General features: G+C 68.1%; 17 protein-coding genes and 1 pseudogene. 13 read left to right on the forward strand and 5 right to left on the reverse strand.

Features of this window, described 5'->3' with window-relative positions; genetic code table 11:
• Window positions 1-5 precede the first annotated feature (5 nt).
• From QF034_RS04705 to QF034_RS04720, 4 genes and pseudogenes are all read right to left on the reverse strand, one after another.
• A pseudogene (locus QF034_RS04705) lies at window positions 6-5223 on the reverse strand (family 43 glycosylhydrolase).
• Between the two features lie 214 nt (window positions 5224-5437).
• Complete coding sequence (locus tag QF034_RS04710; protein ID WP_307173721.1) at window positions 5438-5608, reverse strand: hypothetical protein; 171 nt, start codon at window positions 5606-5608, stop codon at window positions 5438-5440.
• 199 nt (window positions 5609-5807) lie between these two features.
• The gene (locus QF034_RS04715) at window positions 5808-6998 is read right to left on the reverse strand and encodes a cytochrome P450 (protein WP_307173722.1); all 1191 of its coding nucleotides are present in this window, start codon (window positions 6996-6998) and stop codon (window positions 5808-5810) included.
• Between the two features lie 171 nt (window positions 6999-7169).
• Window positions 7170-7802, reverse strand: a complete 633-nt coding sequence (locus tag QF034_RS04720) for a class I SAM-dependent methyltransferase (RefSeq protein ID WP_193504090.1) — start codon at window positions 7800-7802, stop codon at window positions 7170-7172.
• Window positions 7803-8473: 671 nt separating this feature from the next.
• On the opposite strand from QF034_RS04720, the gene QF034_RS04725 reads away from it, so the two are divergent.
• The 13 genes from QF034_RS04725 to QF034_RS04785 all read left to right on the forward strand — a co-directional run bounded on the left by QF034_RS04725 (window position 8474) and on the right by QF034_RS04785 (window position 24645).
• On the forward strand, window positions 8474-9763 hold the full coding sequence (locus QF034_RS04725; protein WP_307173723.1) for a YcaO-like family protein: 1290 nt from the start codon (window positions 8474-8476) through the stop codon (window positions 9761-9763).
• Between the two features lie 62 nt (window positions 9764-9825).
• On the forward strand, window positions 9826-10398 hold the full coding sequence (locus tag QF034_RS04730; protein ID WP_307173724.1) for a TOMM precursor leader peptide-binding protein: 573 nt from the start codon (window positions 9826-9828) through the stop codon (window positions 10396-10398).
• Between the two features lie 30 nt (window positions 10399-10428).
• Entirely contained in the window at window positions 10429-12033 is a 1605-nt protein-coding gene (locus QF034_RS04735; protein WP_307173725.1) for a tpaE, read from the forward strand.
• Between the two features lie 4 nt (window positions 12034-12037).
• On the forward strand, window positions 12038-12736 hold the full coding sequence (locus QF034_RS04740; protein WP_307173726.1) for a nitroreductase family protein: 699 nt from the start codon (window positions 12038-12040) through the stop codon (window positions 12734-12736).
• A gap of 87 nt (window positions 12737-12823) precedes the next feature.
• Entirely contained in the window at window positions 12824-14548 is a 1725-nt protein-coding gene (locus QF034_RS04745; RefSeq protein ID WP_307173727.1) for a hypothetical protein, read from the forward strand.
• Complete coding sequence (locus QF034_RS04750; RefSeq protein ID WP_307173728.1) at window positions 14545-16416, forward strand: YcaO-like family protein; 1872 nt, start codon at window positions 14545-14547, stop codon at window positions 16414-16416. The genes QF034_RS04745 and QF034_RS04750 overlap by 4 nt, the downstream gene beginning before the upstream one ends.
• A gap of 29 nt (window positions 16417-16445) precedes the next feature.
• Complete coding sequence (locus tag QF034_RS04755; RefSeq protein ID WP_307173729.1) at window positions 16446-19115, forward strand: lantibiotic dehydratase; 2670 nt, start codon at window positions 16446-16448, stop codon at window positions 19113-19115.
• Window positions 19096-20037 carry a thiopeptide-type bacteriocin biosynthesis protein gene (locus QF034_RS04760; RefSeq protein WP_307173730.1) on the forward strand — a complete coding sequence of 314 codons (942 nt, stop codon included), beginning with the start codon at window positions 19096-19098 and terminating at the stop codon, window positions 20035-20037. Before QF034_RS04755 ends, QF034_RS04760 begins: the two co-directional genes overlap by 20 nt.
• A 115-nt stretch (window positions 20038-20152) precedes the next feature.
• The gene (locus tag QF034_RS04765; RefSeq protein WP_086844216.1) at window positions 20153-20308 is read left to right on the forward strand and encodes a thiocillin/thiostrepton family thiazolyl peptide; all 156 of its coding nucleotides are present in this window, start codon (window positions 20153-20155) and stop codon (window positions 20306-20308) included.
• 196 nt (window positions 20309-20504) lie between these two features.
• A complete protein-coding gene (locus QF034_RS04770; RefSeq protein WP_307173731.1) occupies window positions 20505-21557 on the forward strand; it encodes a hypothetical protein in 1053 nt (350 codons plus the stop codon).
• 89 nt (window positions 21558-21646) lie between these two features.
• A complete protein-coding gene (locus QF034_RS04775) occupies window positions 21647-23584 on the forward strand; it encodes a RiPP maturation radical SAM C-methyltransferase (protein ID WP_307173732.1) in 1938 nt (645 codons plus the stop codon).
• Between the two features lie 117 nt (window positions 23585-23701).
• Entirely contained in the window at window positions 23702-24274 is a 573-nt protein-coding gene (locus QF034_RS04780) for a DUF5825 family protein (protein WP_307179801.1), read from the forward strand.
• The gene (locus QF034_RS04785) at window positions 24271-24645 is read left to right on the forward strand and encodes a hypothetical protein (RefSeq protein WP_307173733.1); all 375 of its coding nucleotides are present in this window, start codon (window positions 24271-24273) and stop codon (window positions 24643-24645) included. The genes QF034_RS04780 and QF034_RS04785 overlap by 4 nt, the downstream gene beginning before the upstream one ends.
• Window positions 24646-24700: 55 nt before the next feature.
• Here the strand turns inward: QF034_RS04785 and nshR are convergent, their stop codons facing one another.
• Window positions 24701-25510, reverse strand: coding sequence for an NshR/TsnR family 23S rRNA methyltransferase (nshR, locus tag QF034_RS04790; protein WP_307173734.1), 810 nt, complete (start codon window positions 25508-25510; stop codon window positions 24701-24703).
• Window positions 25511-25519: the final 9 nt, after the last annotated feature.

Here is a 25519-nt window from a genome sequence, read left to right on the forward strand (position 1 = left end):
CGGACCTAACGCCGGTGGTTTCCGATGGTGACGATGCCCTTGGTCCTGGCGCCCGCCTTGTTGTCGTAGAGGACATCGCCGGTGGACTTGTTCCAGATCTTGATGCGGAAGGTGTCCGGGCCGTCGGTTGCGGTGACTCTGAAGGCGTAGCCGCCCATGCCGCCCACCGTGCCGGTGCCCTGGTAGACGGCCCGGGAGCCGTTCACCACGAGCCAGTCGGAGTCGGTCGAGCGGAAGGTGAGCCGGGCGGAGCCGAAGACGAAGGAGGCCTTGCCGGTGGGGACAGTGGCTCCCTTCCGGTACTGGGCGCCCAGGGTGAACGCCGCCTTTCCGGTCAGCCCCGGCCCGGCCGGGTAGGCACCGGCCGGCGAGATGATCGTGCCGGCGCCGGCAGCGGGCCCGGCGGCACGGTCGTAGACGACCAGCTCGCCGAGCGTGGTGCGGTCCGTGCCCTCGTCGTCGTCGGTGACGGTGACGACCGGGCGGTGGATGCCCGCGTCGTCGTAGACGTGTGCGGCGCGGCAGGCGGAGTCGGTGACCGTGCCGGTCGCCGGCCGCCCACCGTCCTTCCAGTCGACCGTGCAGGTATGGCGATCGGCCGAGCCAGGATCGTCGAAGGACACGGTGACGACGGCGGCCTTGCCCGCCGGGAGGGGCGAGCCGGGGCCCTTGGCGGAGGTGATGGTCGGGGCGGCGTTGGAGACCTTGACGGTCGCGGTGTCGGTGCCGCGCCCGCCGGTGAGGGTGACCTGGAAGGTGCCGTCGTCGGTACAGACGAGGGTCGTCCGGGCCGCCGCGGGGTCCTGGACGGCGCACGGGGCGCCGTCCTGGACGGCCCACTGGGGCGTGCCGGCCCCGGAGATTGTGCCGGCGAGCGTGATCGCCTCGCCCTCGGCGCCGATGACGTCCGGGCCGGCGTGGACGACGGTGACCGGGTCGATGCCGCCGAGGGTGGGGACGACCTTCCTGATCAGGCCGTCGGAGCCGAACTCCAGCTTGTCGATGGTGGTTTCGCGGTGGGTGCCGTCACCGCCGGGGAGGGCGAAGCGGTGGTAGGCGATGTACCAGTCGTCGGTGTTCGGGACGTGGACGACGGAGTGATGGCCCGGCCCCTTGATGCCCAGAGAGAGATCCTTCTCCAGGATCACGCCCTGCTTGGTCCACGGGCCGGTGGGCGAGGGGCCGGTCGCGTAGGCGACGCGGTAGTTCTCGTCCCGGGTGTCGTTCTCCGACCACATGAAGTAGTAGGTGCCCTTGCGCTTGATGACGAAGGTGCCCTCGTTGTAGCCGCTCGGGGTGATGTCCGTGACCTTCGAGGTGTCGATGGAGGTCATGTCGTCGCCGAGCGGGACGACGTAGGCGCGGCCGTTGCCCCAGTAGAGGTACCGCTTGCCGTCGTCGTCGGTGAAGACCGCCGGGTCGATCATCTGGCCGCGGAAGTCACCGGCCTTGAGCAGCGGCTTGCCCAGGGCGTCCTTGAACGGCCCGGTGGGCGAGTCGGACACCGCGACGCCGATGTTGGCGTCGGCGCAGAAGTAGAAGTAGTACTTCCCGTCCTTCTCCGTCATCGCCGGCGCCCAGGCCCTGCTGTCCGCCCAGCTGACGTCCGGCCCCAGGTCGAGGATGACACCGTGGTCCTTCCAGTGGACCAGGTCCGTGGAGGAGTAGGCCTTGAACTGCGTGCCGCTCCAGCCCTCGAAGCCGTCGGTCGTGGGGTAGATGTAGAAGGTGTCGCCGAAGCGCACGATGTTCGGGTCGGCGTTCAGACCCGGCAGGACCGGTGTCTTCATGATCAGTGCCGAGACCTTCCAGGTGCGCTTCTTGCCGTCCGACCCGGTGACCTCGTACGTCACCGGCTGGGTGAAGTCGCGCACGCTGCCGGAGGCGGGGCTGATCGTCGCGTCCGCGGCGAGCGTGAACCGAGGTGCCAGCGCGGTGAGATCGGTGCCCTCCTTCATCGGCAGGGTGATCGTGCCGCCCGCGTTGTCGATGAGCGCGTCGACCTTGAGCGCCGGGTGCGTCGCCTTGGCGATGCCCGCCGTGTTGCCGCTGAGTTCCATGACCTCGGCGCCCGTGAGGGCACGGTCGTAGATGCGGAAGTCGTCGACCTCGCCGCCGAAGTAGGGGTCGGCCGCGTACAGGGACCGGCCGATGTAGCCGCTGTAGTCCTTGGCCGCGTCGTACAGCTCGGACGGCTTGATGGTGGTCGTCGTGCGGGCCGCTTCGACGCCGTCGGCGTAGAGGACCATCGTGCCGGTGGCGCCGTCCAGCGTCACCGTGACGTGCCGCCACTGGCCGGGCGTGAGCTGCGAGCCGGCCGTCAGCTTCGACTCCGCCGACCAACTCGCCTTCGTGATGGCCGAGTAGAGGCTGGAGCCGCCGTTGGACGGAGTGGCGAAGAGATACTTGTCGCTGTCGGGCCCGAACCCGAACAGCCACTGGAAGCTGCTGCCGCCCTTCCACTTGGCGTAGGTCGACACCGTCACGCTGTCGGCGTTCTTCAGCACACCGTTCGGGATCTTCACGTACGGCGAGCCGGAGTCGCCGGACATCTTGAACGAGCCGCCCTCGACACCGGATCCGAATTCGGGCGTACGCACATAGGTGCCGTGGTTGCCGTGCCCGCTGGAGTCACGGGCGATGCTGCCGCCGGTCTCGTCGAAGTCGTAGTGCAGCAGCAGGCCGGCCGGGACGTCCGGCCCCTCGTCGGACACGGTGACGTCGGCCCGGACCGGGATGGCGGCGCCGTCCGGCAGGCTGCCGGCCACGGTGAAGGTGCCGACCTGGGCGTACTTCGACGCCGGTACGTCCTCCCAGGTGACGGCGACGGGCCGCTTGACGCCGTCGGCGTACTCGGCGATCACCGTGGCCGGCAGGACCGGGGCCCGGCCTACCCGCGTCGTGACCGACACGTCCTCGACGCTCTTCACGACCTGGTCCGGCTGGTAGGCGCGCAGCAGCCGGTCGTACTCGGCCTGGGTGACCGGCAGCACGGTGCCGTGTCGGGGCTTCGCGGGCAGGTCGTAGCCGGTGGAGGGGGTCCAGCTGCCGGAGTCGAGGTCGGTCGTCTCGAACGGGATGTAGCCGCGGCCGCCGAACTCGTCCAGGAACGCGTACCACTTCTCCTCGGTGTTGGACTTGAACACCAGCGGTCCCTCGGCGGCGTTCATCGCGCCCTTGCCGATGCCCTCGGCGACCGCGGTCCAGGACGGGTTCAGGATCGAGTCGCTCTTCTCCTCGAAGATGAACTTGCTGTTGGGGGGTGGAGGAGGAGTTGTTCCGCTCGTCCTTGGACAGGCGGTAGTACGTCCCGTCGTGCCGGATCATCGTGGAGTCGATGACCGAGTAGCCGCGGTCGATCCAGACCTTGGGCTCGCTGAAGGTGTAGAAGTCGCGGGTGGTGGCGTACATCATGCGGTTGTACGTGTCGCCGGAGTGGTCGGCGTTGTCGTACAGCTTCGACGCCCAGAAGACGACGTACTCGCCGCGCTCGGCGTCGTAGAACGCCTCCGGCGCCCAGGTGTTGCCCGCGCTGTCGGGTGAGACCTTGACCAGGCGCTGGTTCGTCCAGTGCACCAGGTCGGTGGACTCCCACACCATGATGGACTTGCTGCCGGTGCGCTGGGAGGCGTCCCAGTCGCCGTTGCCGTAGATCCTCAGGTCGGTGGCGATCTGGTAGAACTTGTCGCCCTCCGGGGAGCGGATGATGAACGGGTCGCGCAGGCCCTTCTCGCCGAGCGTGGAGGTGAGGACCGGCTTGCCGTCGTTCAGTTCGCGCCAGTGCAGCGGGTCGTTGCCCTTGCTGAGGGCGGCGTAGAGCTGTTCGCCGTCGGAGGTGCCCTCGCCGGTGAAGTAGCTGAACATGTAGCCCTTGAGGGCCGCGTCTGCGGGCAGTTCGGGCACCCTGGCCGTCATGACGCGGGTCGCTTCGGCCTCGCCCTTGGTGACGGTGGCGGTCAGGTCGACGGTGGTGGCGCCGTCGCCGTGCGCGGGGCGGTGGACCTCGCCGTCGGCGGAGACGACGTCCGGGTTCGCGGAGGACCAGGTCACGGTCGTGCCGAAGGCGCCGCTCTTGGGCAGGGTGAGGTTGCCGCGTGCGTCGTCGAGGTTGTGCACCGTGAGCGCCTCGGCGGCCTGCCGGGTGGCGGCGTCGTCGTCGAGAGCGGGCCGGACGGTGACGTCGAAGGTCTTGGTGCCGGTCACGGTGCCCTTCTTCAGGGTCGCCGTGAGCGTGGCGCGGCCGTCCGGTGAGCCGGCCTCGGGGCGGGTCACCTTGCCGGTGTCCGACACCACCGACGGGTTGTCGCTGTCCCAGCTGATGGAGGAGCCGCCGGCCGGGCCGGTCGTGGGCAGGTCCAGGTCGGAGGTGACGCCGCTGGTGTCCCCCAGGCTCAGCGCCTCCTTGTCGTCGGCGACGCCCTGCGTGGCGACGGGCAGGGAGAGCTGCTCGACCTCCGAGCCGTCCAGTGCCCGGTCGTAGACCCGGAAGTCGCGTATCCGGCCCTTGAAGAGCTTGTCGCCGTCGTAGACGGACTTGCCGATGTAGTTGGCCTTGGTGGTGCCGGAGCCGATGGCGCCGGGCGTGGTGGTGACCGAGGTGTTGCGGCCTGCCTCGACGCCGTCCTCGTAGAGCACGCCCGTGGAACCGGTCTGCGCGTAGGTGATGTGCTTCCACACGCCGCGGGTCAGGTTGTGGGAGTCGGACGGCTTGGTGGTCTGCTCGGTCGACCAGTTGCCCGTCGCGACGGAGGTGCGAAAGGAGTTGCCGGTGGTGAACAGGTAGCCGTTGCCGCTGCCGGCGCTCGTGTTGCCGAAGCCGTAGAGGAAGTAGGGCGTGCTCTGGGCGGAGTCGATCAGTACGTCCAGGGAGACGGTGATCGAGTCCATGCCCTTCATGACGTCGTCCGGCACCTTGATGTAGGTGTCCGACCCATTGAAGGCGAGCCCCTGACCGGATGCCGACCAGTCGGCGGTGCCGCTGACCGTGCCGTTCCGGCCGTTGCCGGAGGCGTCGGTCACGGTGCCGCCGGAGCCTGCGTCGAGCTTGTACCACAGGGCCAGGCCGTCAGTGAGGTCCGCGGCTTCGGCCGCCGCTGCGGCCGGGGCCGCCTGCGCGGAAACGGCGGGTCCGGCGAGGGTGAGCAGCACCGACGCGGCGGTCAGTCCGGCGAGAGGGCCCGCCCAACGTCTCGCGCGGCTGCGAAGTCGTGCGACGTGCGTCATGTCTTTGGAGGTCCCTGCTGAGGCATGGCTGATGACGGACAAGGCGGAGCTGAAAACGCGGAGACGACGAGGCGACGGCACGTCCTTGCCGTGAGCCTGCCGTTACACAGGTGACGTGTGTTGCGAGAGTCTCAGCCGACGCCCAGGGCAGCGTCAATAGGTTCCGAACAATGTCCGACAGGTCGAACAGGCTCGTGCGCCTCGCGGTTCTGGGTCAGCTCGGAGTGCTGCGCGTGTACGTGCCGGCGGTCCGGCGCAGGGCGACGATGACGTCCGCGCCCGCACCTACGGCCTGCTCTGCCTGCCGGACGTCCATGACCTGCTGGATCCACAGGATGCCCGCGTCGTGGGCACGCTTGATCAAGTCGCCGGGAGCCTGTTCCACCCTCACAGCCGGCGCGCGTTCGCGACCGTAGGCACCGGCGCCGCCTGCCTCAACTACACCCCCGAGGCCGACCGGGTCCACGATGCCCACACCGACGACAGTGGGGCGACAGCCCGGCCGGCCGGTGGACGCCGAGTGATCAATCCATGGGGTACGAACCACTCGGCGTTTCCCCGGTGATGGGCTGTGGGGGTCGAGCTCAGAACACCAGCGGCAGTTTCTTGACCCCGGTCATGCTCAGGCTGGGAAGGAACACCGGCGGGCTGTCCGGATCGCTCCGCAGGTTCGGGAAGCGGTCCAGCAGGATGTTCAGCGCCACTCTGCCTTCCAGCCTCGCCAGCGGCGCGCCGATGCAGAAGTGTGCCCCACGGCCGAACGCCATGTGCGGGTTCGGGTCCCGCATCGGATCGAAGGTGTGCGGATCGGTGAACACCTTCGGATCCCGGTTCGCCACGCCGAGGAACGTCACCACCAAGGAGTCGGCGGGGATGCGCTCGCCGCCGAGTTCGACCTCGGTCGTGGTGGCCCGCGCCGTCCCGGCGAACGGGCTGTAGTATCGCAGCGCTTCCTCGATCGCCGCGGGGATCATGCTCCGGTCCTCGCGCACCCTGGCGAACCACTCCGGGTGGGTGTCCAGGCACAGGATCGAGTTGCCCAGCAGCATCGTGGTGGTGATGTGCCCGGCGATCAGCAGGACGTTGGAGAAGTTCACCACTTCGTTGTCGGTGAGGTGTTCACCGTCGACTTCGGCCTGAATCAGCTTGGTGATCAGGTCGTTGCGGGGATTCCTCCTGCGGTCCTCCACGTGTTCGCGCAGGTAGTCGGAGAGTTTCCGGACCTTCTGCATCGCGTCCTGAAGCCGCTGCCGCTGTTCTTCGGTCCGGTCAGCGAAGGAGAACTCCTGGGTGCTCTCCATCAGGGCGTCGCCCCATTCCCGGAACCTGTGCCGGTCCGAGCTGGGCACTCCGAGCAGTTCGGCGATAACGATGACCGGAAGCGGATAGGCCAGGTCGTTGACCAGTTCCATCCGGTTGCCGTCGGCCACTTCGTCGAGCAACTCATTGGTCAGCTCGGCAATGCGGGGCTCCATATCGGCCACCATCTTTGGCGTGAAGGCATGGCTGATCAGCCCGCGGAGCTTCTTGTGCTCCAGCGCGTCCATCTGAATGAGGTTGCCCTCGCTGAACTCCTCCTGGCCCTCCAGCATGTCCTTGGGTATGACGCGCTGTGTATTCGAGGAGAACGTCGCGGGGTTGGCCAGGACGTGCTGGACTTCCTTATAGCCGTAGACGCACCAGATTCCGGCCTGAGCGTCGTAGCCCACCGGGGCTTCCGGCGCCTGGCCACGTAGCCAGAACTGCGCCTCGTGGATTCCCCAGGTGTCGGCCATGGATGTCACGTTTCGTCATCCTTTGCTAGAACGTAGGTATGGATGCGTCGGCGGAGGGCTTCGCCCTGGGCCCAGAAAAGAAAGTCCCCGAACACGGCCACCGCAGCCAGGGTTTCCACCGGATTGTCCGCTGCTCGTCGAATCGGTGGTCGACCGAAGTGAAGCCGGCCGCTATGCGGCCGGCTTGCGCGCGGTGACCCGCTCGACGACGCCCAACTTGCGCCTTTCCTGGTGCTCGATGACGAATCCGGCCTGCTGGACCAGCGGGAGCGGCCGGCGGGTCTGGTAGTCGCCGCACTGCCGCAGCATGTTCTTCTCGAGCATGCGCTGCCACCAGAAGACCAACCGGTGGTGACTGCCCACGTGGTCGAGCAGCAGCAGCCGCCCCCCAGGTCGCAACACCCGGTACATCTCGGCGATCACGGGCCGTTCGTCGGGCACGCTGCACAGCCCGAGCGTGCAGACGACCGTGTCGAACGAGTCGTCCGCGAACGGCATCGCGTGGGCCTGTCCTTCCCGCAGCTCGATCTCCCGGCCCAGTGCGGCGGCACGGTCCCGGGCCTGGTCCAGCATGGCCGGGCTCAGGTCGAGTCCGGTCAGGGATACCCCGGCCGGATAGAACTCCAGATTCAGGCCGGTGCCGATGGCGACTTCGAGGACTTCCCCCTTTGCCTGGCCGGCCACCCAGGCACGCCCGTCATCGAGCAGCATCTTTTCGAGACGCCCGGCGTCACGGTCGTAGCGGGGAGCGTATTCCTGCCACAGTGCGAGGAGCCGCTCGTTCTCTTTGGTCACGTCGGTCACGTCGTTCTCCCGTTGTCAATCCGCCCCGTGCCCGATCGGGCTGGACCTGTCCGCCGCGGGGAACTCCCCACACCGCACGCGGCACTAGGGCAGCGCGCTCATCGGATTCGGTTCGGGGTTCCAGCGACTGTGCCAGAAAAGGGTCACCATCGGCTAGGTTCGCAAATCCAGATCCGCGACGAATCCGCCGCGAGTTCCCCTTTCGACCGCCTTCTCGCCTCTGTTGCGGGCAGGCCGGGGCCTATCGAAAACCGTTTCTGGGCTGCGTTTTTGAGCCCCTTCGGCCGCGCCAACACCTGGACATACCCCACGGACTCCTGCTTCATGCACGCAGGTCCGTACCTATCGCCGCAGGTCCCGACGCTTCTCCCCGTTCCGCCGACCAGACATCGTGCCGTACATCGCCCTGGACGGCCAGTGCCTTGCCACCATCACACCTGAGCCCGCGAATTTCGTCCAGTGGCACGCATGCTGCCTACATACAGAAAGGGCGTTCTGACCAGCAAGAATTTCAACCCGCAACCAATGTGCCGACAGGGGATTGCTTGACAGGCCTGAGTCCCGTCGGTAACGATCAACCCACGGCGGTCGACCAACCGCCGTGTGTCTAGGTTTCTCAACGGGGGAGAACTGTGGACGTCAGTACGCCTGCGTTACAGCAAATAGCGTCCTTGGTCTCGCCGTACGGCCTCGTATCCCGCACCGCGGCTCTGCCGGTGGCCGACGGCGATCCGGACTTCGCCATCCGCGTCGCCGGCATCGGCGATCCGTCGAAGGTCCTGCACAGCATGCGGGGCTGGAGCAACGACGGTGACCTGGGGAACGTCGACGGTGTCGGCAGCGCGCTTGCGGGCGAGCGGGCCAGACTGGTCTCGATCGCTGAGGCTCTCGAGCGGTACTCGGTCTGCGCCTGGCACGACGAGGACATCCTCGTCGCCGCCGAGGACGAGCTCACCGAGGAGTTCGTCTCGCCGACGCGCTGGCCCCAGTGCTCCGCAAGCGAGTTCGCTCGCGACGACTGCGGTCTGGTCCCGTACGACCCGGCCGTTCCGATCAGATGGGTCCGGGCCTGGTCGCTCACCCGGCGGTGCTCCGTCCTCGTCCCGGCCATCACGGTGTACCTGCACATGGCACCGCAGTCACGGTCGGAACGCTTCACCAGGGGCATCACCACGGGAGCGGCCGTCCACTCCGATCTCCGCAGCGCGGTGCTCGGCGGGCTGCTCGAAGTCGTGGAGCGGGACGCGCTCTCGCTGGCGTGGCTGCAACGCCTGCGACTGCCGCACCTGTCGGTCGATCCGGAGCTGCTGGAACCGCTCGAACGCGCCTACCACGCGACGGGAACCGCGCGTCACCTCGACGTCCGGCTCTTCGACGCGACGACGGACTTCGGCATCCCCGTGGTGTATGCCGTGCAACTCTCGCCCCACGAAGACCGGTTGGCCCAGATCGTCGGCGCCACGTGCGACGTCGATCCGCGGCGGGCCGTGGCCAAGATCTACCGTGAACTCGCCGCCGTACGGGTGGCGTTGCGCGGCGCGGTGGACAGCCGGCCGGCGGGACGGCCCGACGACGGGACCGTCAGCGTGATCGGCTCGGCGGCCTTCAACGCCTCGGCCGACCGACGGGACGCCTTCCGGCACCTGCTGGAAGGCGAGCGGGACGTACGACGCCTCGACGAGCTGCCCGACCTGTCCGCCGACCCGGACCCGCTGGCGACCGCGGTGTCCCGGGTGGCCGCGCGGGGGGCCGAGGTGCTCGTGGTGGACGTCACCACGGACGAGGCACGGCAGGTCGGCATGCACGCCGTCAAGGTGCTGGTCCCCGAGGCCGTGCCCCTGTCGTTCATTCACAGCGAGCGCTACCTCGGCACGGACCGGCTCTACACCGCGCCGACGGCGATGGGACACGAGAGCCACGGCGAGGAGTCGCTGAATCCGGAACCGCAGCCTGCTGCGTAGAGCTGCGTAGATAGGGGACAAGGCACGTGCTGTCTGAGCAATCAGAGGAATGCCTGTACCTGGTGAGGGACGCGTTCGGGGAGCAGTACGCCGACGCATACCAGGCGACGGCATCGAGCCGGGTGACCGGCAGTGAACTTCCCGACGACGCCCGGCTGTCACACGCCGCGATGATCGCGGCGGTGTACTCCGGGCAGGACGAGAAGCTGCGTGACGCGCTCGACCGGTTCGGCTTCGAGCGGGGCGTCCCGACGGTGGCGGTCGAGCTGTACCCGACCAGGATCGTGTGCGGTCCGGCCGTCATTCCCGGGGCCACGGCCTGCTACGACTGCTACCTACGGCGCGCCGAGCAGCACCGGGATCCCGCCCAGACCGATCCCGTGGGCGAGGCGACCCGGGGCCTGCCGGAGGGCTTCGGCCGCATGCACCTCGCGATCGCGCACGGTCTGCTGACACTGGCCATGGCCGAGCTGCGCACGGGCCCAGTGGGGCTCGGCGGCACTGTACGGAAGTTCGATCTGGTCACGGGGACGCTGTCGACCGCGTCGACGGTGGCGGTGGATCGCTGTCAGCGTTGCGGTGCCCGATGGGGCGACCGGCGGACCGGCATCGGCGCGGTGGCTGGTCTCACGTGACGTTTTCGCTTTGGGGGAGGAGTGCAACCGATGGGTGTTGAGCTGAGGGCAGATACCCTCGGACGGGTCGCGCGTCGGGACAAGCAGATCGCTGTCCCCGTCCGCCCCGCCCTCCGCAAGGGCGTTCGGCTGCGCCAGTCCGGCGACGCCGTGATGCTCGATGGCGCGGACAAACGGCAGGTCTTCACGGGGAAGTTCGCGCGCGGCCATCTTGGCCGGCTGGCTGCCGCTTGTGACGGTACCGCCACGCATGCCGATCTCGCCGCCGCGGTGGGACTCGACGAGGCGGTCGTCCACAAGGCCTTGGCCCTGTTGTGGGCGTCAGGGGCCTTGGAGGAGGGCACCCGGGTCGGCGAACACCCGGCGTTGCCGCCCGAGCTCGCCTGCCTGTTGTCACGGCTCGGCAACTCCACCGGAGTGAACCTGTCCTGGACCGACGCCGCGGCGAGGCTCGATCGCGCCACCGTCCATGTCGCCGGGCACCGCCCCCTGGTGGAGGCCACGACGACCTGCCTGAGCGGGGTGTGCGAGGTCGTCGACGACATCGATCGGCTGCCGGTCGCCGGCGACGCCTTCGTCGTCTTCTTCGAGACCCGGCAGTCTCAGCCGGAGCTCATCGAACTGCAGCGCCGATGTTGGTCGGAGAAGCGGTCCCTGTTGCGCGTCCGGGCCGACAGCACCTCGATGGTCATGGGACCGTACGTCGACCCCGCGTTCACCCCGTGCCTGGAGTGCGGCGTGTCGGGCGAGGACGACCTGTCGGATGATCCGCCGCAGCACGCGTACGACCTCATCGCCGGCCTCGTCGCACATCACGTGCTCGCGCTCGTCTCGCGATCGATCCGGACCTACCTGCCGCTCGACGCGGGCATCATCGACTTGAACACCCTGTCGACGCGACACCGCCCCAGCGCGACCCGCCCCGGGTGTCCCACTTGCTCGTTCAGCGAGGGTACGACGGCGTCCGTGCCGCCATCCAGCGCGACATACGAGGCGGCCGTGGCGTTGCCACCGCGCAGGTTTCTGGATCCCAAAGGGCATCTGGCCCATTTCCAGTCCTCCAACATCAAGCTGCAGTGGGAGTTCCGGAGCTGGCCCAGCTGCCCGCGGGTGGCTCTGCCCGAGGCGGACGTGTCGAGGTTGGCCGGAGCGCCGGTCGGAGACCGGGCCGACCTTGGCCGGCCCGATGTCTCCCTCCTGCTCGCGATGGCATTCGGCATCCGCGAGCGGACCGAGGGGTGGGTACAACGATGGACCGCGGCCGGCGGCAACATCGGCTCGGCGACTGCCTATGTGGTGAGCCGTGACGAGGCCGTACTGCCCGTGGGCGGGTACGCGTACCGCGACCAGGACCACTCCCTCGCACAACTCACCACCGACGAGCTGCCGGGCGGCCGGCCGCTGCTGCTGGTCGTCACCTCCAACCTCAAGAAGATCGCCGCCAAATACGGCACGTTCGGGCTCCGGCTCTCACTCTGCGACGCGGGCGTCGGACTGTCCACCGCCCGGAGGGTCACCGACCACCTGAACCTGGACTATTCACTCGTCACGGATTGGGACGACCACCTGCTGAGTGAGTACCTGGGCCTCTCCCCGGCCGAAGAACCCATCGCCGCAGTCATGGAAGTGGGCTGAATCGATGCGATCCGACACGTCCATGATGCAACCGCTGCTCGACGGCTTCGCCGCTCGTGCCCGTACGGGCGACGGTCTCGCGGCACACCGGTCACCGAAGCCGTTCCCGGATGCCACGCCCGTCGCCATCGATGAGCAGGAGGCGGCCCCCGGGCACCCCCGCGATCTGCGCGCCACCCTCCTGACACGCCGGTCGTCCTTGCACTACGCGGACGCACCAGTGCGCACGGACCTGGTCCTGAGCCTGCTGCAGAACGCGTTGCGGCGTGATGCCGACGACTGGAAGCTCGATGACGACGCCGGCCCACTCGAGGCATTCGTCTTCGCGCTGCGCAGCGAGGGGAAGCCGGCCGGGGTCTACCGGGTCACCGCGCAGGAGTTGTCGTTCATTGCGCCGGCCTCGGTCCTCGGCGATCCCGAACTCCTCGGCGTGCAGCGCGAGTTCGCTGACGCGGGCGGGATCGTCAGCGTCTACGCCAACATCGACCGCGCGGACTCGTGGGCGGGATCGCACGGCTACCGTCTCTGCACGGTGCGTGCCTCCATGGCCCTCTACGACTTCCACCTGAGATGCCAGTCCCACGATCTCGTCGGCACCATGTTCGGCGGGTTCATCGGCTCGGCCGTCCGGAATCTGATCCAGAGCGACGGTGTGACCCGGCACCCCCTGCTCGCCGCAACCTACGCCCACCCGGCGCCGTGATCACCGGCGTCAAACCGCGCCGATTCCCCACCCCGTCGACGGTCATCCGGCGACGCGACATGCTGCGCGACGAAAGTGAGTGAGTTGATGTCCTACGAGGGTGCGTCGCACGCGGCGGGTGTCGTCCTCGCCCGCCCGGACGTGTCCGCGCTGCGGACGAAGCACGGAGCATGGATCGGTGTCGGCTCCGCGTCCTTCACGATCAAGGGTGCGGCCGCCTTCGGCGTGGTCTCGACGCTGCTGGACCGGTCGGACGGCAGTCGCACCGGTCATGACCTGGTCGGTGCGTTCCCGGCCGGGTCGCGCGCGGCGGTGTCGCGCGTGCTCGACGCGTTGGTGGCCCATCGGTGCGTGACTGTCCTCGACGCGCCGATCGCCCATCAGGCCACCGTCAAGGGCCCCGCGGCGGAGTGGCTGATTCCATTTTTCTCACAGCTGACGGATGAACCGGTGCGCGCGCTGGACCGCGTGCTCGCCACCACCCTCCACCTGTACGGCGGCGCCGACTGGCTCGCGCGCCTGCGCCAACTGCTGGTCAGTTCACCGCTGTTCGGGCTGCGGACCGAGTACCGCACCGTCTCGGACGAGGACCCGGTACCGCAGTGGGAGGACGCGGGCCTGGTCGTCATCGACGCGGACAGCCTCCCGTACGAACGCACCGTGCGACTGCAGGACTCACTGCTCGACCGCGGCGTACCGCACGGCATCGTGGGCGAGGCGGGCCGGCGCCACTGGATCCTCTGGTCCGACGACAAGTCGACCGGTTGCTGGGCCTGCCTGTGCCAGTACGGTCGCACGGCGCAGCCCGGTGCTCCGGCCGGCACCGTGTCACCGGCACCGGACGACTTCACTGCGGCAGCCGTGATCCACGCGATCTACCAGCGCACTGCCGGGCTCGGTGAGCACACGGCAGCAGCGGTGGCCATGCCCCTCGATGCGAGCCTGCCGACGGTGAAACCGCATCCCGCGTGGTCGGCAGCGGGCTGCCGTTGCCACCGGGCGGTGGTACCACCCGCCACCGGTGACCAGCGCGACGACGCAGAAGAGGCCCTGGTCCGCAGGGACATCGTCAGTCCCGACGACGACAGCCGGCTGGACGACGACCACGGGCACATCATCGACGTCCTGGCCGGCTGGACGGACGAATTCGTCGGCCCCTTCCGGTACCTGGACGGGGGCGACCTGCCCCAAGTCCCGTTCGGACAGGCACGGGCCACCCTCCTCGTCCGACCTGCCGAGGCGCACGAGATCACCGCCGCTACGTTGTCGTCCCGGGAGGCCCTGTATCAGGCAGCGCTCAACGGCCTCGAACTCTTCGCTGCGCAGCACGACGGACCGCGGCCGAACCTCAGCGCCGGCTGGACTCTGGACGAGGCGGTCTACCGTGCCCTGCTGAGGCAGTCGATGCTGACGCCGGCCGACGACGCCGAGTGGGTGCCGCTGTCCGACGACGACCTGGGGCACGACGAGTGTGCCGCATTCAGCCGGTACATCCAGCGGGGTGTCGAGCGCACCGGTGGCTGCGAGGCGCTGCAGTGGTCCGGCACCCGCCTGCCGAACGGCATCTACCGGGTCCTGGGGCGCGCCACCGGAAAAGCGGTCACGCAGGGCGCGGGCGCCTGTTACGCGGAAGCGGTGTCGATGGCGTTGCTCCGGCTCGTCAACGACGACAGCGCCCTGGTTCCGCTCAACCCCCACTTCCGTGACTGGACTGAGGTATGGCGGCACATCGCACGGCCGCAGTGTACGGAGGTGACCGCGCAAACGGTTCCCTTCGCGCGGCAACAGGTCCGACTGGTGGAGATGGCATGAGTACGGAAACGCAAGTTCCACCTGCTGCGGACCTGGTCTCCGCTCTGTTGGCCGACGCCGGCGCACCCGGGCCCGCGGAGGTACTCCTGGGCCCGCTGACCGACCCCACACGGGTACACGCCGACGGAGGCGGGACGGGGCGGAGCATAGCCGTGTTGTTCTGGTGCGGCAGCATCTACGTCCTGGCCTACGATCTGGCGGACCAGGGTGGCGGCGGATGCCCGCGGTGCCTGGCGTGGTCCCTCACCAGGCATGTGGACTCAGCCGACATGCCGTTCGAGGAGCCGTCCGACAGCGATTCCGCGGGAGGCGCGCGCAGCTACGCGCTCTGGCAGCAGGCCGGTCCCGCGGTGCGCACAGTCGTCACTCGGACCGCGGCACTCTTCCTGCGGGAGAACTCGCCTGCCGGCACGCTCGCCATGGTTGACCGAGCCGGCGGCGCGGTGCGGCAAGGACTCGTACCGCCGAGGACGGGATGCCCGGCATGCCAGTCGGCGACGACCACGACCACGGTCGCCTTCGGCTCCGCGCCCGAGCTGCTCGAGAAGTCCGACGGTGCGCTCCGGGCCGGCCGCCCGCTGCCGCCGACACTCACGTCCGACTACATGGGACCGCACTCGCTGTTCAGGGAACCGCTCGCCGATCTGGACGGCCCCCTCCCCACGGCGCAGGTGGGCCTGCCGCTGGGCAACGGCGTGCTGGAGCCCGGGGTCGGGCGCTCCCGGAGCTTCGCCAAGAGCCGGACGACCGCGGTGCTGGAGGGCCTGGAGCGTCTCGCAGGCTTCTGCTACCAGCCGGTCGACGGCACCGTGGAGGCCTCGCTCTCGGAGCTGGGGACACGGGCCATCGATCCCCGCACCCTCGGCTACCACTCCGCCGACCAGTACGCGCGCGAGGACTTTCCCTGGACGCCGCTGGACGCGGCCGAAACGGTGGAATGGGTCCCGGTCACGCCGCTCGGCGAAGGACCCGCCCGGTACCTTCCGGAGGTCGCGCTGTCGTGGGTGCGCCGCCCGGAGACACGGCAGCCGTTCTTCTATGACACGTCGAACGGCTTCGCGCTGGGCCAGAGTCACGAGGAAGCGACCCTGCACGGGCTCTTCGAGATCGTGGAACGGGACGCCTTCCTGCTCACGTGGTACCGCAAACTGCTTCTCCCCGAACTCACCCTGGGACCGGCCGACAGCGACATCAGGGACTTGATGGAGCGCGTCGAAGTGGTCACCGGATTCCGGGTCCGCCTGTACTGGGCGACCTTGGACATCGAGGTCCCGGTCGTGCTGGCACTCGCCCAGCGCGACGCGGACTCGGGTCCCTGCACGCTCGTGTCGACCGCGGCCAGCCTGTATCCGCGGGCGGCGGCCGAGTCGGCCATCTTCGAGGTGGCCGCGCGCGTGGCCTCCATGAGGTACGTGTACGACGACGACCCGGAGCACCGGCAGCGGCTCGCGGAGGACCACGACTCGCTGGTCACCATGGACGACCACAGCCTGCTCGGTGCGCTGCCCGCCTCCCGGGAGTGGTTCGCGTTCCTGACGACGCCGGACCGGCCCGAGATCAGTCTCAGCGCGGCGGCCGCGGCAGCCCCGGTGTTCGGCACCCTCAAGGGGGACCTCGACTACGTGCGCACGCAGATCGAGGCCGTCGGCAGTCACGTCTACGCGGCCGATCTCACCACGCCGGAGCTGCGCTGGCGCGGGCTGGTGTGCACGCGCAGCTTCGTCCCCGGATGCCTGCCGATGACATTCGGGCACCGCACACGGCGTATGGAGGGACTGCCACGCCTGCACGGCGGACGGCTCCCCCATGCCTCCCTGCTGCCCGACGACCAGACCCCGGCGGACGTCCCGCCGCACCCCTTTGCGTAGCCCGCTGGTAAGAGAAGGAGAGCCCTTTCGTGCGATCGGATGAGCATGCGGAGCCGCCGGCTGAGGCCACCGCGAGGGTCAGCCCCTACGTCCTCTTCCGGCGTAGTCGGCTGCCGGTGGCAGAACTGGCGGACCTCCGGTTCGACGAGACCTGGGCGCGGATCGAGGAGAGCCGCCGTCTCCGGGCGGAATGCGCGCGGCGTGCGGAAGAGGTGTCCGACTCTCTGGCCGGGTTCGTCCCGCACGTCGACGAGTCGGTGCGTGCCGATCTCGTCCGGCTGCGCCGTGACGTCTACAACCAGCGTGCCGAACCGGCGGCGCGGCGCATCGATGTCGTGGAACCACACCTGGAAAAGGACACGGTCGCCGGGCTGAGGGAGTGGTTCGACCTCGTTCAGCGGACGCGGCGCTGCGAGGACGAGGCGCAGTCGCTGTTCGACGCGAGGATGCAGTCGGCACGCGCCGGTTTCGCCCGGCTCTTCGAGCACGACTCGATGGCGAGGAGCATCCAGCTCTCGGGCGACCAGCTCTACGAGAGCCTGCGCCGGTACACCTCGGGCGAGATGGGTACGGTCAAGCCGAGCCGGTTGCGCGTCCTTGAGTCCACGCTGGTGAACTTCGCCTATCGCGCCGCGCTGAAGCCGTCGCCCTTCGGCCGGTTCACCGAGGTCGGCGCCTTCCCCACGGATCTTCCCGAGGCCGGGCACGCCGTGTCCGAGCCCCGGACGTACTCGACGTCGACACTGAACCGGGTGCTGGTGAACTGGCTGGTCGCCGGACTGCGACGGGTCGACGGCGGTATCGACCTCTGCCAGGTGCTGCTGAACTCGTCGCTGCGCGCGGACGACAAGACGATCGAGTTCATCGGGCTCGTCCCCGACGCCGGCGGCGAAGGCCTCTCGGAGACGGTCGTCAGGCTCAAGCGCGACAGGGTCGTCAACTGCATCCTGACCGTCCTGGCCTCGGGCACGGCGTCGGTGCCCGAGGTGCTCCGGGCACTGACCGAGCTGACCGGCAAAGAGGAGGTCAGCAGGAAGGCCCTGCGGGCGATGCTGCGGCTCGAGCTGCTGTACGTCAGCCCCGGCTTCGACGAACAGGACCCGGGATACTCCGAGAAGCTGGCGGGGGTCCTGCGCGCCGGGACGACCCCGCCCGTAGTCGCGATGAGCGGTCACCTCGACACCCTCGTGGAACTGGAAACGGCGCTTTCCGACGCGCCCACGGAGAAGCGCAGGCCGCTGCTGAGCGCCGCGGACAAGGCCCTCACCGGCATCGCCGAGGTCTGCGGGCTGGAAGCGCCCCCCACTGAGATCTCCCGGGCGCCGGTGTACGAGGACCTCTGGACGCCCGACCGTCCCGCCACCTGGAACCGGGAGTCCGTGGCCAAGAGCGTCCCCGCGCTGGAGAGCCTGTGGCGGCTGTCGTCGGTGCTCGACTACGGCCACACGAAGCGGCTGGGGGTGTACGCCTTCGCGGCGGACACGTTCGGCGACCGCGAGACCGTGCCCTTCCTGACGTTCTTCGAGAAGCTCGTACAGCTCTCGGACGCCGAGCAGGACGCGGTGTTCTGGGGGCGTTACTCCTCGGCGGCGGAGACCTTCATCGCGCAGCGCGACCAGGCCCTGCGTGACATCGGCGGGCAGCTCGTACCCGAGGACGGCGTCGTCCGGATGTCCCCCGAGGCCCTCAAGGACGCGTGCGCAGGCGTGGAGGACTGCGTCGACCCCGACTCGATCACCTTCCGGGTCCAGCTCGCGGGCGGCGCCCCGTCGCCCGACGTCGTGGTGAACGGCGTCCTGACGGGATACGGCGTCTACTTCTCGCGCTTCAGCTCGTTCATCGAGGGCTCGGCCGCCGAGGGCTGGACGCTCCGGTCGGCCGTCCGGGAACACCTCAGGAAGGCATTCCCCGGGCAGACGGACCTCAACATGGTCGCCGGGCTCAACTTCAACCTGCACCCGCCGCTCACCGACCGGGTGCTGAACTACCCCGGCACCTGGCCCACCTCGCCGGAGATGAAGGCCTACAGCCTCGACAAGCTGATGATCCGGATCGACCACGCCCACCGCGGGCTGCTCCTCTGGGACCCCGAGCTCGACGAGCGCGTCCATCTGACCCCCATGAACTTCCTGCTCCCCATCGTGGTGCCGGTCCTCTACAACCTCATAGAGGCCCTGAGCCCGACCATCCGGTACAACTACGCGCCGATGGACGACATCGGGCGGGCGATGGGTCACCGCGGGTACCCGGGCTCGTCCCCCCGGCTGATGGTCGGCGACGTCGTCGCCAGCCGCAGGACCTGGACGGTGCCCGCACGCGAGATCCCCGAACTGTCCGAGCTGAGCAAGGACTCGTACCCGGCGCTGCTGCGCTTCGACCAGTGGCGCATCGAACAGGGCCTGCCCCAGCACGCGTTCGTGCTGACTCAGCGCCTGGACGAGTACAACCTGCTGTCCGGGCTGGTCGAGGAGATCCCACGGGACTGGACCGACTTCAACCACCTGCACAGGGCCAGTGTCCACAAGCCCATGTACGTCGACTTCCGCAATCCGTATCTGGTGCGCAGCTTCGCGAAGACCGCGCTGACGCGGGACGACGTCTACGTGTCCATTCGAGAGTGCATGCCGGCGACCGACGAGTACGGCGGCTCAGGACCGGCAGCGGCAGAGGAGTTTTTCGTTGAGCTCTACAGGGACTGAACCTGACGCCGAGTGGCGGCCACTCCATATCTATCTGCCGATGTCCCTCCAGCCCACCTTCCTGCGGGACGTGATCCATCCAGTCGTGCGGGACGCCGGGATGCGGGACCGCTTCTGGTACTTGAGGTACTGGCAGGGCGGTCCGCACATCCGGCTCAGGCTCCACCGGGCGTCGGACGAGACCGTCGAGTCGGTACGCGGCATGCTGGCCGCGGCGATGCCCACGCTCAACGCCGAGCAGGCCTCCGAGTACGAGGAGCAGTCCTCCCTCCAGCCGGGCCTGGCAGATCTCGAAGGGGCGAAGCCCGAGGAGGTCAGGGCGCCGGGCACCATCGAGCCCACCCCCTACTCGCCCGAGTACGCGAAGTACGGCGGGACCACGGGAGTCCGCATCGCCGAGGAGCTCTTCCGCTCCACCTCGGCCGCGGTGCTGGATCTCCTCGCCGACCGGTCGGACCGTGAACTCAAGGCGTCGCCGGCGGGTCTGGCCATGCGCATCATGGCCATGTCCCTCAAAGGCTCCGGGCTGGACATGGAGCAGAGCCAGGATTTCCTCAGCGCCTATGAGGAGGACTGGCTCAGGTGGGTTCCGCCCGGTTACGAGGAGAAATGGGCGGCCGTGTACGAGAAGACGCGGAGCAGGGTGACGAACCTGTGCAGCGCGGTCTGGCGCGACGGAGCCACCGACGTCTTCCACGACATCTATGCCACTGCGCTGAATTCCACACTCTCGGTGCAGGAAAAACCGACGGGGAGTGACCTTGCGGAGCTCGCGCTCGAAGGAACCCCGTACGCCGGCTGCCTGGCCAACTACATACACACGACCAACAACCGCCTGGGGATTCTTCCGGCTGCGGAGGCATTCCTGGCGTATGTCATCCGGAGTTCTCTGACCGAACTGCGGGCGCCGCACAGGGTTTGACCGGAGCGCAGGAATCCGATCGTGACTGTTTGGATTTCTTGGCTCTTGTCACTACAACTACCGCTATATGGCGGTAAGATGGAATGGTACCCAAACAGAAAAGGAGGTGTTTCAAGTGGATGCTGCAGAGCAGCTCGACCTGAACGCGCTGGAGATCTCGGATCTGATTGAGGACTCGAGCTACAGCGACGAAACGCTGTCGCAGGTCATGGCGGCCTCGTGCACGACCACGGGCTGCACGACCAGCTCGTCGTCGTCCTCGTCGTCCTGACCCGACGGCTCAAGTCGCTGTCGTCGGGCGCCATTCACGAAATGCGCGCCCGACGGCAGTGACAAGAACGCCTGCGCGACATCATCGTCGTCTTCTTGATGAGGCGGCGAGGATAGTTGCTGTCGCCGGGCGCCATTCACCGAATGCGCGCCCGGCGGCAGCGCCGTACCCGGAGGTACGTATTGTGCATGTCTTTGTGACAATCCCCCTCGACGGGGGCGACAGAACGCTGCCGCAGGTGGTCCGCGGTTTCTTCACCGACCTGTTCGGGCCGGCCCAGCCCTCCTGGCCGGGTGACTTCTACTTCGTGCGCACGTGGGACCAGACGACCGGACGCGACTGTCTGCAGATCAGCCTCGAGTCCGATACGGCCACTGCGGGCGAGGCTCGCGACCGGGTCCAACGCGCGGCGGACCGCCACGGCTTGCGTCCGGCCATGGCGGAGGTCCCGTTCGAGGAGATCCCCTCCCCGCTGTGGAACTCCGGGATCGGCGGGGACGGGTTCGACGCCGCGGCGAAGCGGCTCTACCGCGCCGTGGCGCCGGTCCTCGCCCGCAGCGTGTCGGAGATCGGCGGCGACACGGCCAAGGCCTACCTGCTCGCGCTGCGCCTGATGGTCGCGAATTCGGGCGCCACCCTGCTGGAGTCCGAGCAGCGGCAGATGTCGTCCCGCGACTTCGGCGAACTGCTCAGCCTCCGTATGCTCAGCTACCGCTCACACTACGAAGGCGCCAAGACCGCGCAGGCCAAGGACCCCGATGCCTTTGAGCGTCGTTGTGCCGCCTACTACGAGAAATTCGGCTCCGCTGCCCGGGAATTCATCGGCGACTGTGCGTCAGCCCCGTTGCCCGCCGCCGACGACCAGCCGGCTCGCGCCTGGGTGGACGTCGTCCGGCAGCACTTCGGCACCCTGCGCGACGAATGCCGCGCCGGACTCATCGTCCACGACGGGCCCACGCTCGACGACTTGCACAAAACCCCCGATGCCGCGTTGTCGCGCAGCAGCTTCCACTCGAAGGAACTGTCGCACGAGATGTCGGACCTCCTGCACCGGAACCCGGATTTCCTGGCGTACCGGATTCAGACGAGCCTGCTGTACAGCTGTCTCTACACCCTGGGATTCAACCTGGCTGAGCGGTTCCTCCTCTGCTACCTCCTCGCCCGCGCCAACGAGGAGCTGGCAGGAAAGTCAACCGAGGAACTGGCGGCGGGACTCGACGCCGTCGCCAAGGAACTCGCGCATCGATAGCTCTACTACCGGAATCCGTCTGGATCTGGCTCCGCACGCCTCCAGCTACGCAATGGTCCGGCCGAAATTGACCTCAACGGAGGAGAATCATGCACATTGTGCTCGCTAATGTGCCGTGGAGTCCGATCGGGTTTCCATCCCTGGCGCTCGGACTGCTCAAGAGGCTCACGCTCAAGGAGTTTCCCGACGCCCAGGTCGACGTGGTGTACGGAAACCTCGACTTCGTGGACTGGATCACCGCGCGCCGCCCCGATTTCAACTACGAGGACTACAGGTACTACGACCTCGAAAGCTGCTACATCGGCACCGGCGACTGGGTCTTCTCTTCGGCCCTCTACCACGACCCCAAGTGGAAGGTACCGGAGTTCCTCGAGAAGTTCGGCCCCCAGACGACGACCGACCCCGGGCAGGACCTCGCCCACGGAACGACCGTGGAAAGCCGGACGCAGACCACGCTGTGGCTGCACGAACACGTCGAGGAGTTCACCAACGAACTCGCCGAGCGCATCGCCGCGGGCGAACCCGATGTCGTCGGCTTCACCACCACGTTCCAGACGCTCACCGCATCCCTGGCGGTCGCCCGGCGGCTCAAGGAGCTGTCCCCCCGGACGGTGACGGTGTTCGGCGGCGCCAACTGCGAAGGGCCGATGGGCGAGGCGCTGCACCGCAATTTCGGCTTCATCGACTACGTGGTCCGCGGCGAAGGCGAGTTGGCCTGGCCGGGTCTGCTGCGCTCACTGCGCGAGGAACCGGCCTTCGACGCCGTCCCGGGCCTGTGCTGGAGGGACGAGAGCGGCACCTCGGTCTTCAACGCGGTGAGCACCAAGCCGCTGCCGCCGGCCGCGATGGTCCTGCCCCACTACGACGAGTACTTCGAGCAGTTCGCCAAGTCGCACGCCCGGTTCTGGCTGGAGCCCAGGCTGGTCATCGAGAGTTCCCGCGGCTGCTGGTGGGGCGAGAAGCACCACTGCACCTTCTGCGGGCTGAACGGCGCCAGCATGATGTTCCGCAGCAAGCGGCCGGACCAGTTCATCGACGACCTCGTGACGCTGGCGAAGCGCCACAGGATCCTCGACGTGATGATCGTGGACAACATCCTGGACATGGCCTACCTGGACTCGCTCCTGCCTCATCTCGCCGAGGCGGGGATCGACATGCGCCTGATGTACGAGATCAAGGCCAACCTGCGCTACGAGCAGCTCGAGATCATCTCGAAGGGCGGCGTGGTCTGCATTCAGCCCGGTGTCGAGAGCCTCAGCAGCAAGGTGCTGAAGCTCATGGACAAGGGCGTCTCCGGCTGCCTGAACGTGCGCATGCTGCGGGACGCCGAGTCGCTGGGGCTGACCGTCATCTGGGCCTACCTCTACGGATTCCCCGGCGAGACCGACGAGGACTACGCCAAGATCATCGAGCAGTTCCCCAAGCTGCACCACCTGGGCCCGGCCGGCGGCGACGACCGGCTCGCCGTCCAGCGCTTCGCCCCGTACTTCGAGAACCCCTCACTCGGCTTCCAGGAGCGGTGGGCTGCCTCTCAGTACGCGCTCACCTACGACCTTCCCGAGAAGGAACTGTTCGACATCGCGTACATCTTCGACGCGACGCACCAGGGCATCGGGAACGACATGGCGTACAAGCTGCGCGCCGGGCTGGACGAGTGGCGCAACCAGCACTGGCGCAGCCAGCTGTCCTACTTCGAGACCGACGAGGGCATCACGCTCACCAACACCCGGCCGGGCTTCGACTGGGACGTCGTCCAGCTCACCACCGACGTCGAGAAGGCGCTCTTCCAGCTCCTCGACCAGCCGAGGTCGATGGAGTACCTGGAGCGCGAGTGCGCGAAGCGGTTCGGGCAGACGGACGTCGGCGCCGTGATCGACCGGTTCATGGAACTGGGCCTGCTCTTCACGGACGCCGGCCGCATGATCCACGTCGTCACGAAGGACCGCAACCAGAGGTTCATGCAGATCCAGGTGGGCCAGGGGCTGTCGGCATCCGACCGCCCGTCTCCGACGCCCGTGGCGGTGTGAGAGGTGAGTGTGCACGTGCCGACGATGAACGATGTCACGACCATTCCCGGTAGCGGGTTCGACGTACGGTTCAGCCTGTGGCGCCACGGTGCCCCAGGGGTACGGGCCTTGCCGAACATGCACCTCGGCGACCGCGTACTCGGCGGGGACGTCGCGGACGAGGCGCGCCGGATCCATGAGTCCGGCGCGCGGTTCGTGTCGGTCGAACCTCTTGTCGACCTCAGTGGGCGGCCCGGGACCGAGCACATGATCCCCGTGCTCTCCTTCATCCGCGAACTCACCAGCTACGGCGTGGAAGTGGACTGGCGGGCTCGCCTGGCGTCGGACGGCCCCGTGTGGTGGGTGTTCAGCCACCTCTTCCCCCCGTCGGTCCTGGAGGGTCCGCGCGGTGACGAGGTGCTGGCCGTCTGGAGGGCGAGGTACCACGTCGGCCGGTGCTTCTTCCGCCGGGGACCCGGATTCCTGCAGATCCGGGACCGGCGCCACGCCGGCTTGCGCCGGCTCACGGTCTCGGACAGCGCCCTTGTCTCCGCGATCGACTCGTTGCTGGCCGACCGCGGCGCGGACTCCATGCCGGACCAGGCGATGTCGGTGTTCGAGAAGCAGCACCTGGTCGTCCGGATCGGCGGCGGTGTGTGGTGGGCACCGTACCGGCTGAAGCGCTGGGCGTTGCCGGCCTGGGAGGTATGAGCAGCGTGTACATCCAGATCGTCATCTGGAACCTGGAGAAGTCGGACGCCACGGTCGAAAGTCTCCGCGAGTACCTTCGCGACTACGCGGTGGACGCGTTCTCCACGCTCAAGGGGATGCGGATGAAGACCTGGTTCGCGGACGCCGAGCGGGGCTACTGGGGGGCCGTGTACCTCTGGGACGGTGCGAAGGTGGGGAATCCGCTGTCGGTGAGCCGGGCGATCGAACTCATCGGCTACCCGCCGACGTCCACGAGCGTGTTCGCCGTCGAGGCGATCGCGGAAGGCGTCAGCGCCATCGAGTCCTTCGCGGGCGTCGGCCGCGCCTTCGAGGAGGTGTCCGCCGCGGACCCGGCCGGTGAATCGGCGTGACTCGATTCGTCAGTGGTGATCGCCGCCGTGTGCGGTGGTCACCACTGACGAACGCTCACCGGTTGGCCGCGAGATTCCTGTCGATCCTCTCGTGCAGCGCGATTCCGAGAGAGACGGACACGTTGAGCGACTCGGTCGAGCTCATCATGGGGATCGAGACCGAGGCGGAAGACGCCTTCTCGAAGAGGTCGGAGGGCCCGCCCTTTTCGCTGCCGAACAACAGAGCCAGCCGGTCGGGGCTGTCCCCGAGCTGCTTCACGGAGATATCGCCGTCCGCCTTCAGCGTCATCAGCTTCATGCCACTGTCCCGGATGAAGTCGATGGCCTCCTCGCGACCGGAGAGGACCACGGGAAGCGAGAAGACGTAACCCCGGCTGGCCCGTTGCAGACGCCGGTCCGCGATGCTGGTGATGTCACTGTCGACCAGGATGATCCCCGACGCTCCGAGCGCGAGCGACGTCCGTACTATCGCGCCGATGTTCCCGACGATCTTCACCCCGTCGAGAACGACGACGTCCCCGCTGCGGCTCGCGATATCGCTGAACCTGGCCGGGCGAGGGACGCGGGCGATGCCGAACGTCTTGGCCTTCCGCTCCCCCTTGAACAGCTGGTTGACGATCGAGGAAGCGATGAGGCGGACCGGTATGTTCTGCCGCCTGCACAGATCCAGCAACTCGGGCGGAAAAGGACTGCTGTCGCTGCCGTAGATCTCGATGAACTCCACCCCGGCCGCGATGCTGTGCGTGAGGGGCTCGACGTCCTCGATCAACGTCGTCTTTATGTGGGAGCGCGAAGGCTTGGTGACGTCGATGATCCGCTGCACCGCCGGATCGGACGGATTGTCGATGATGTCCAGATCAGTCATGGTCGTCCT

This window comes from Streptomyces africanus, assembly GCF_030816955.1.
Taxonomy (GTDB): Bacteria; Actinomycetota; Actinomycetes; order Streptomycetales; family Streptomycetaceae; genus Streptomyces; species Streptomyces africanus.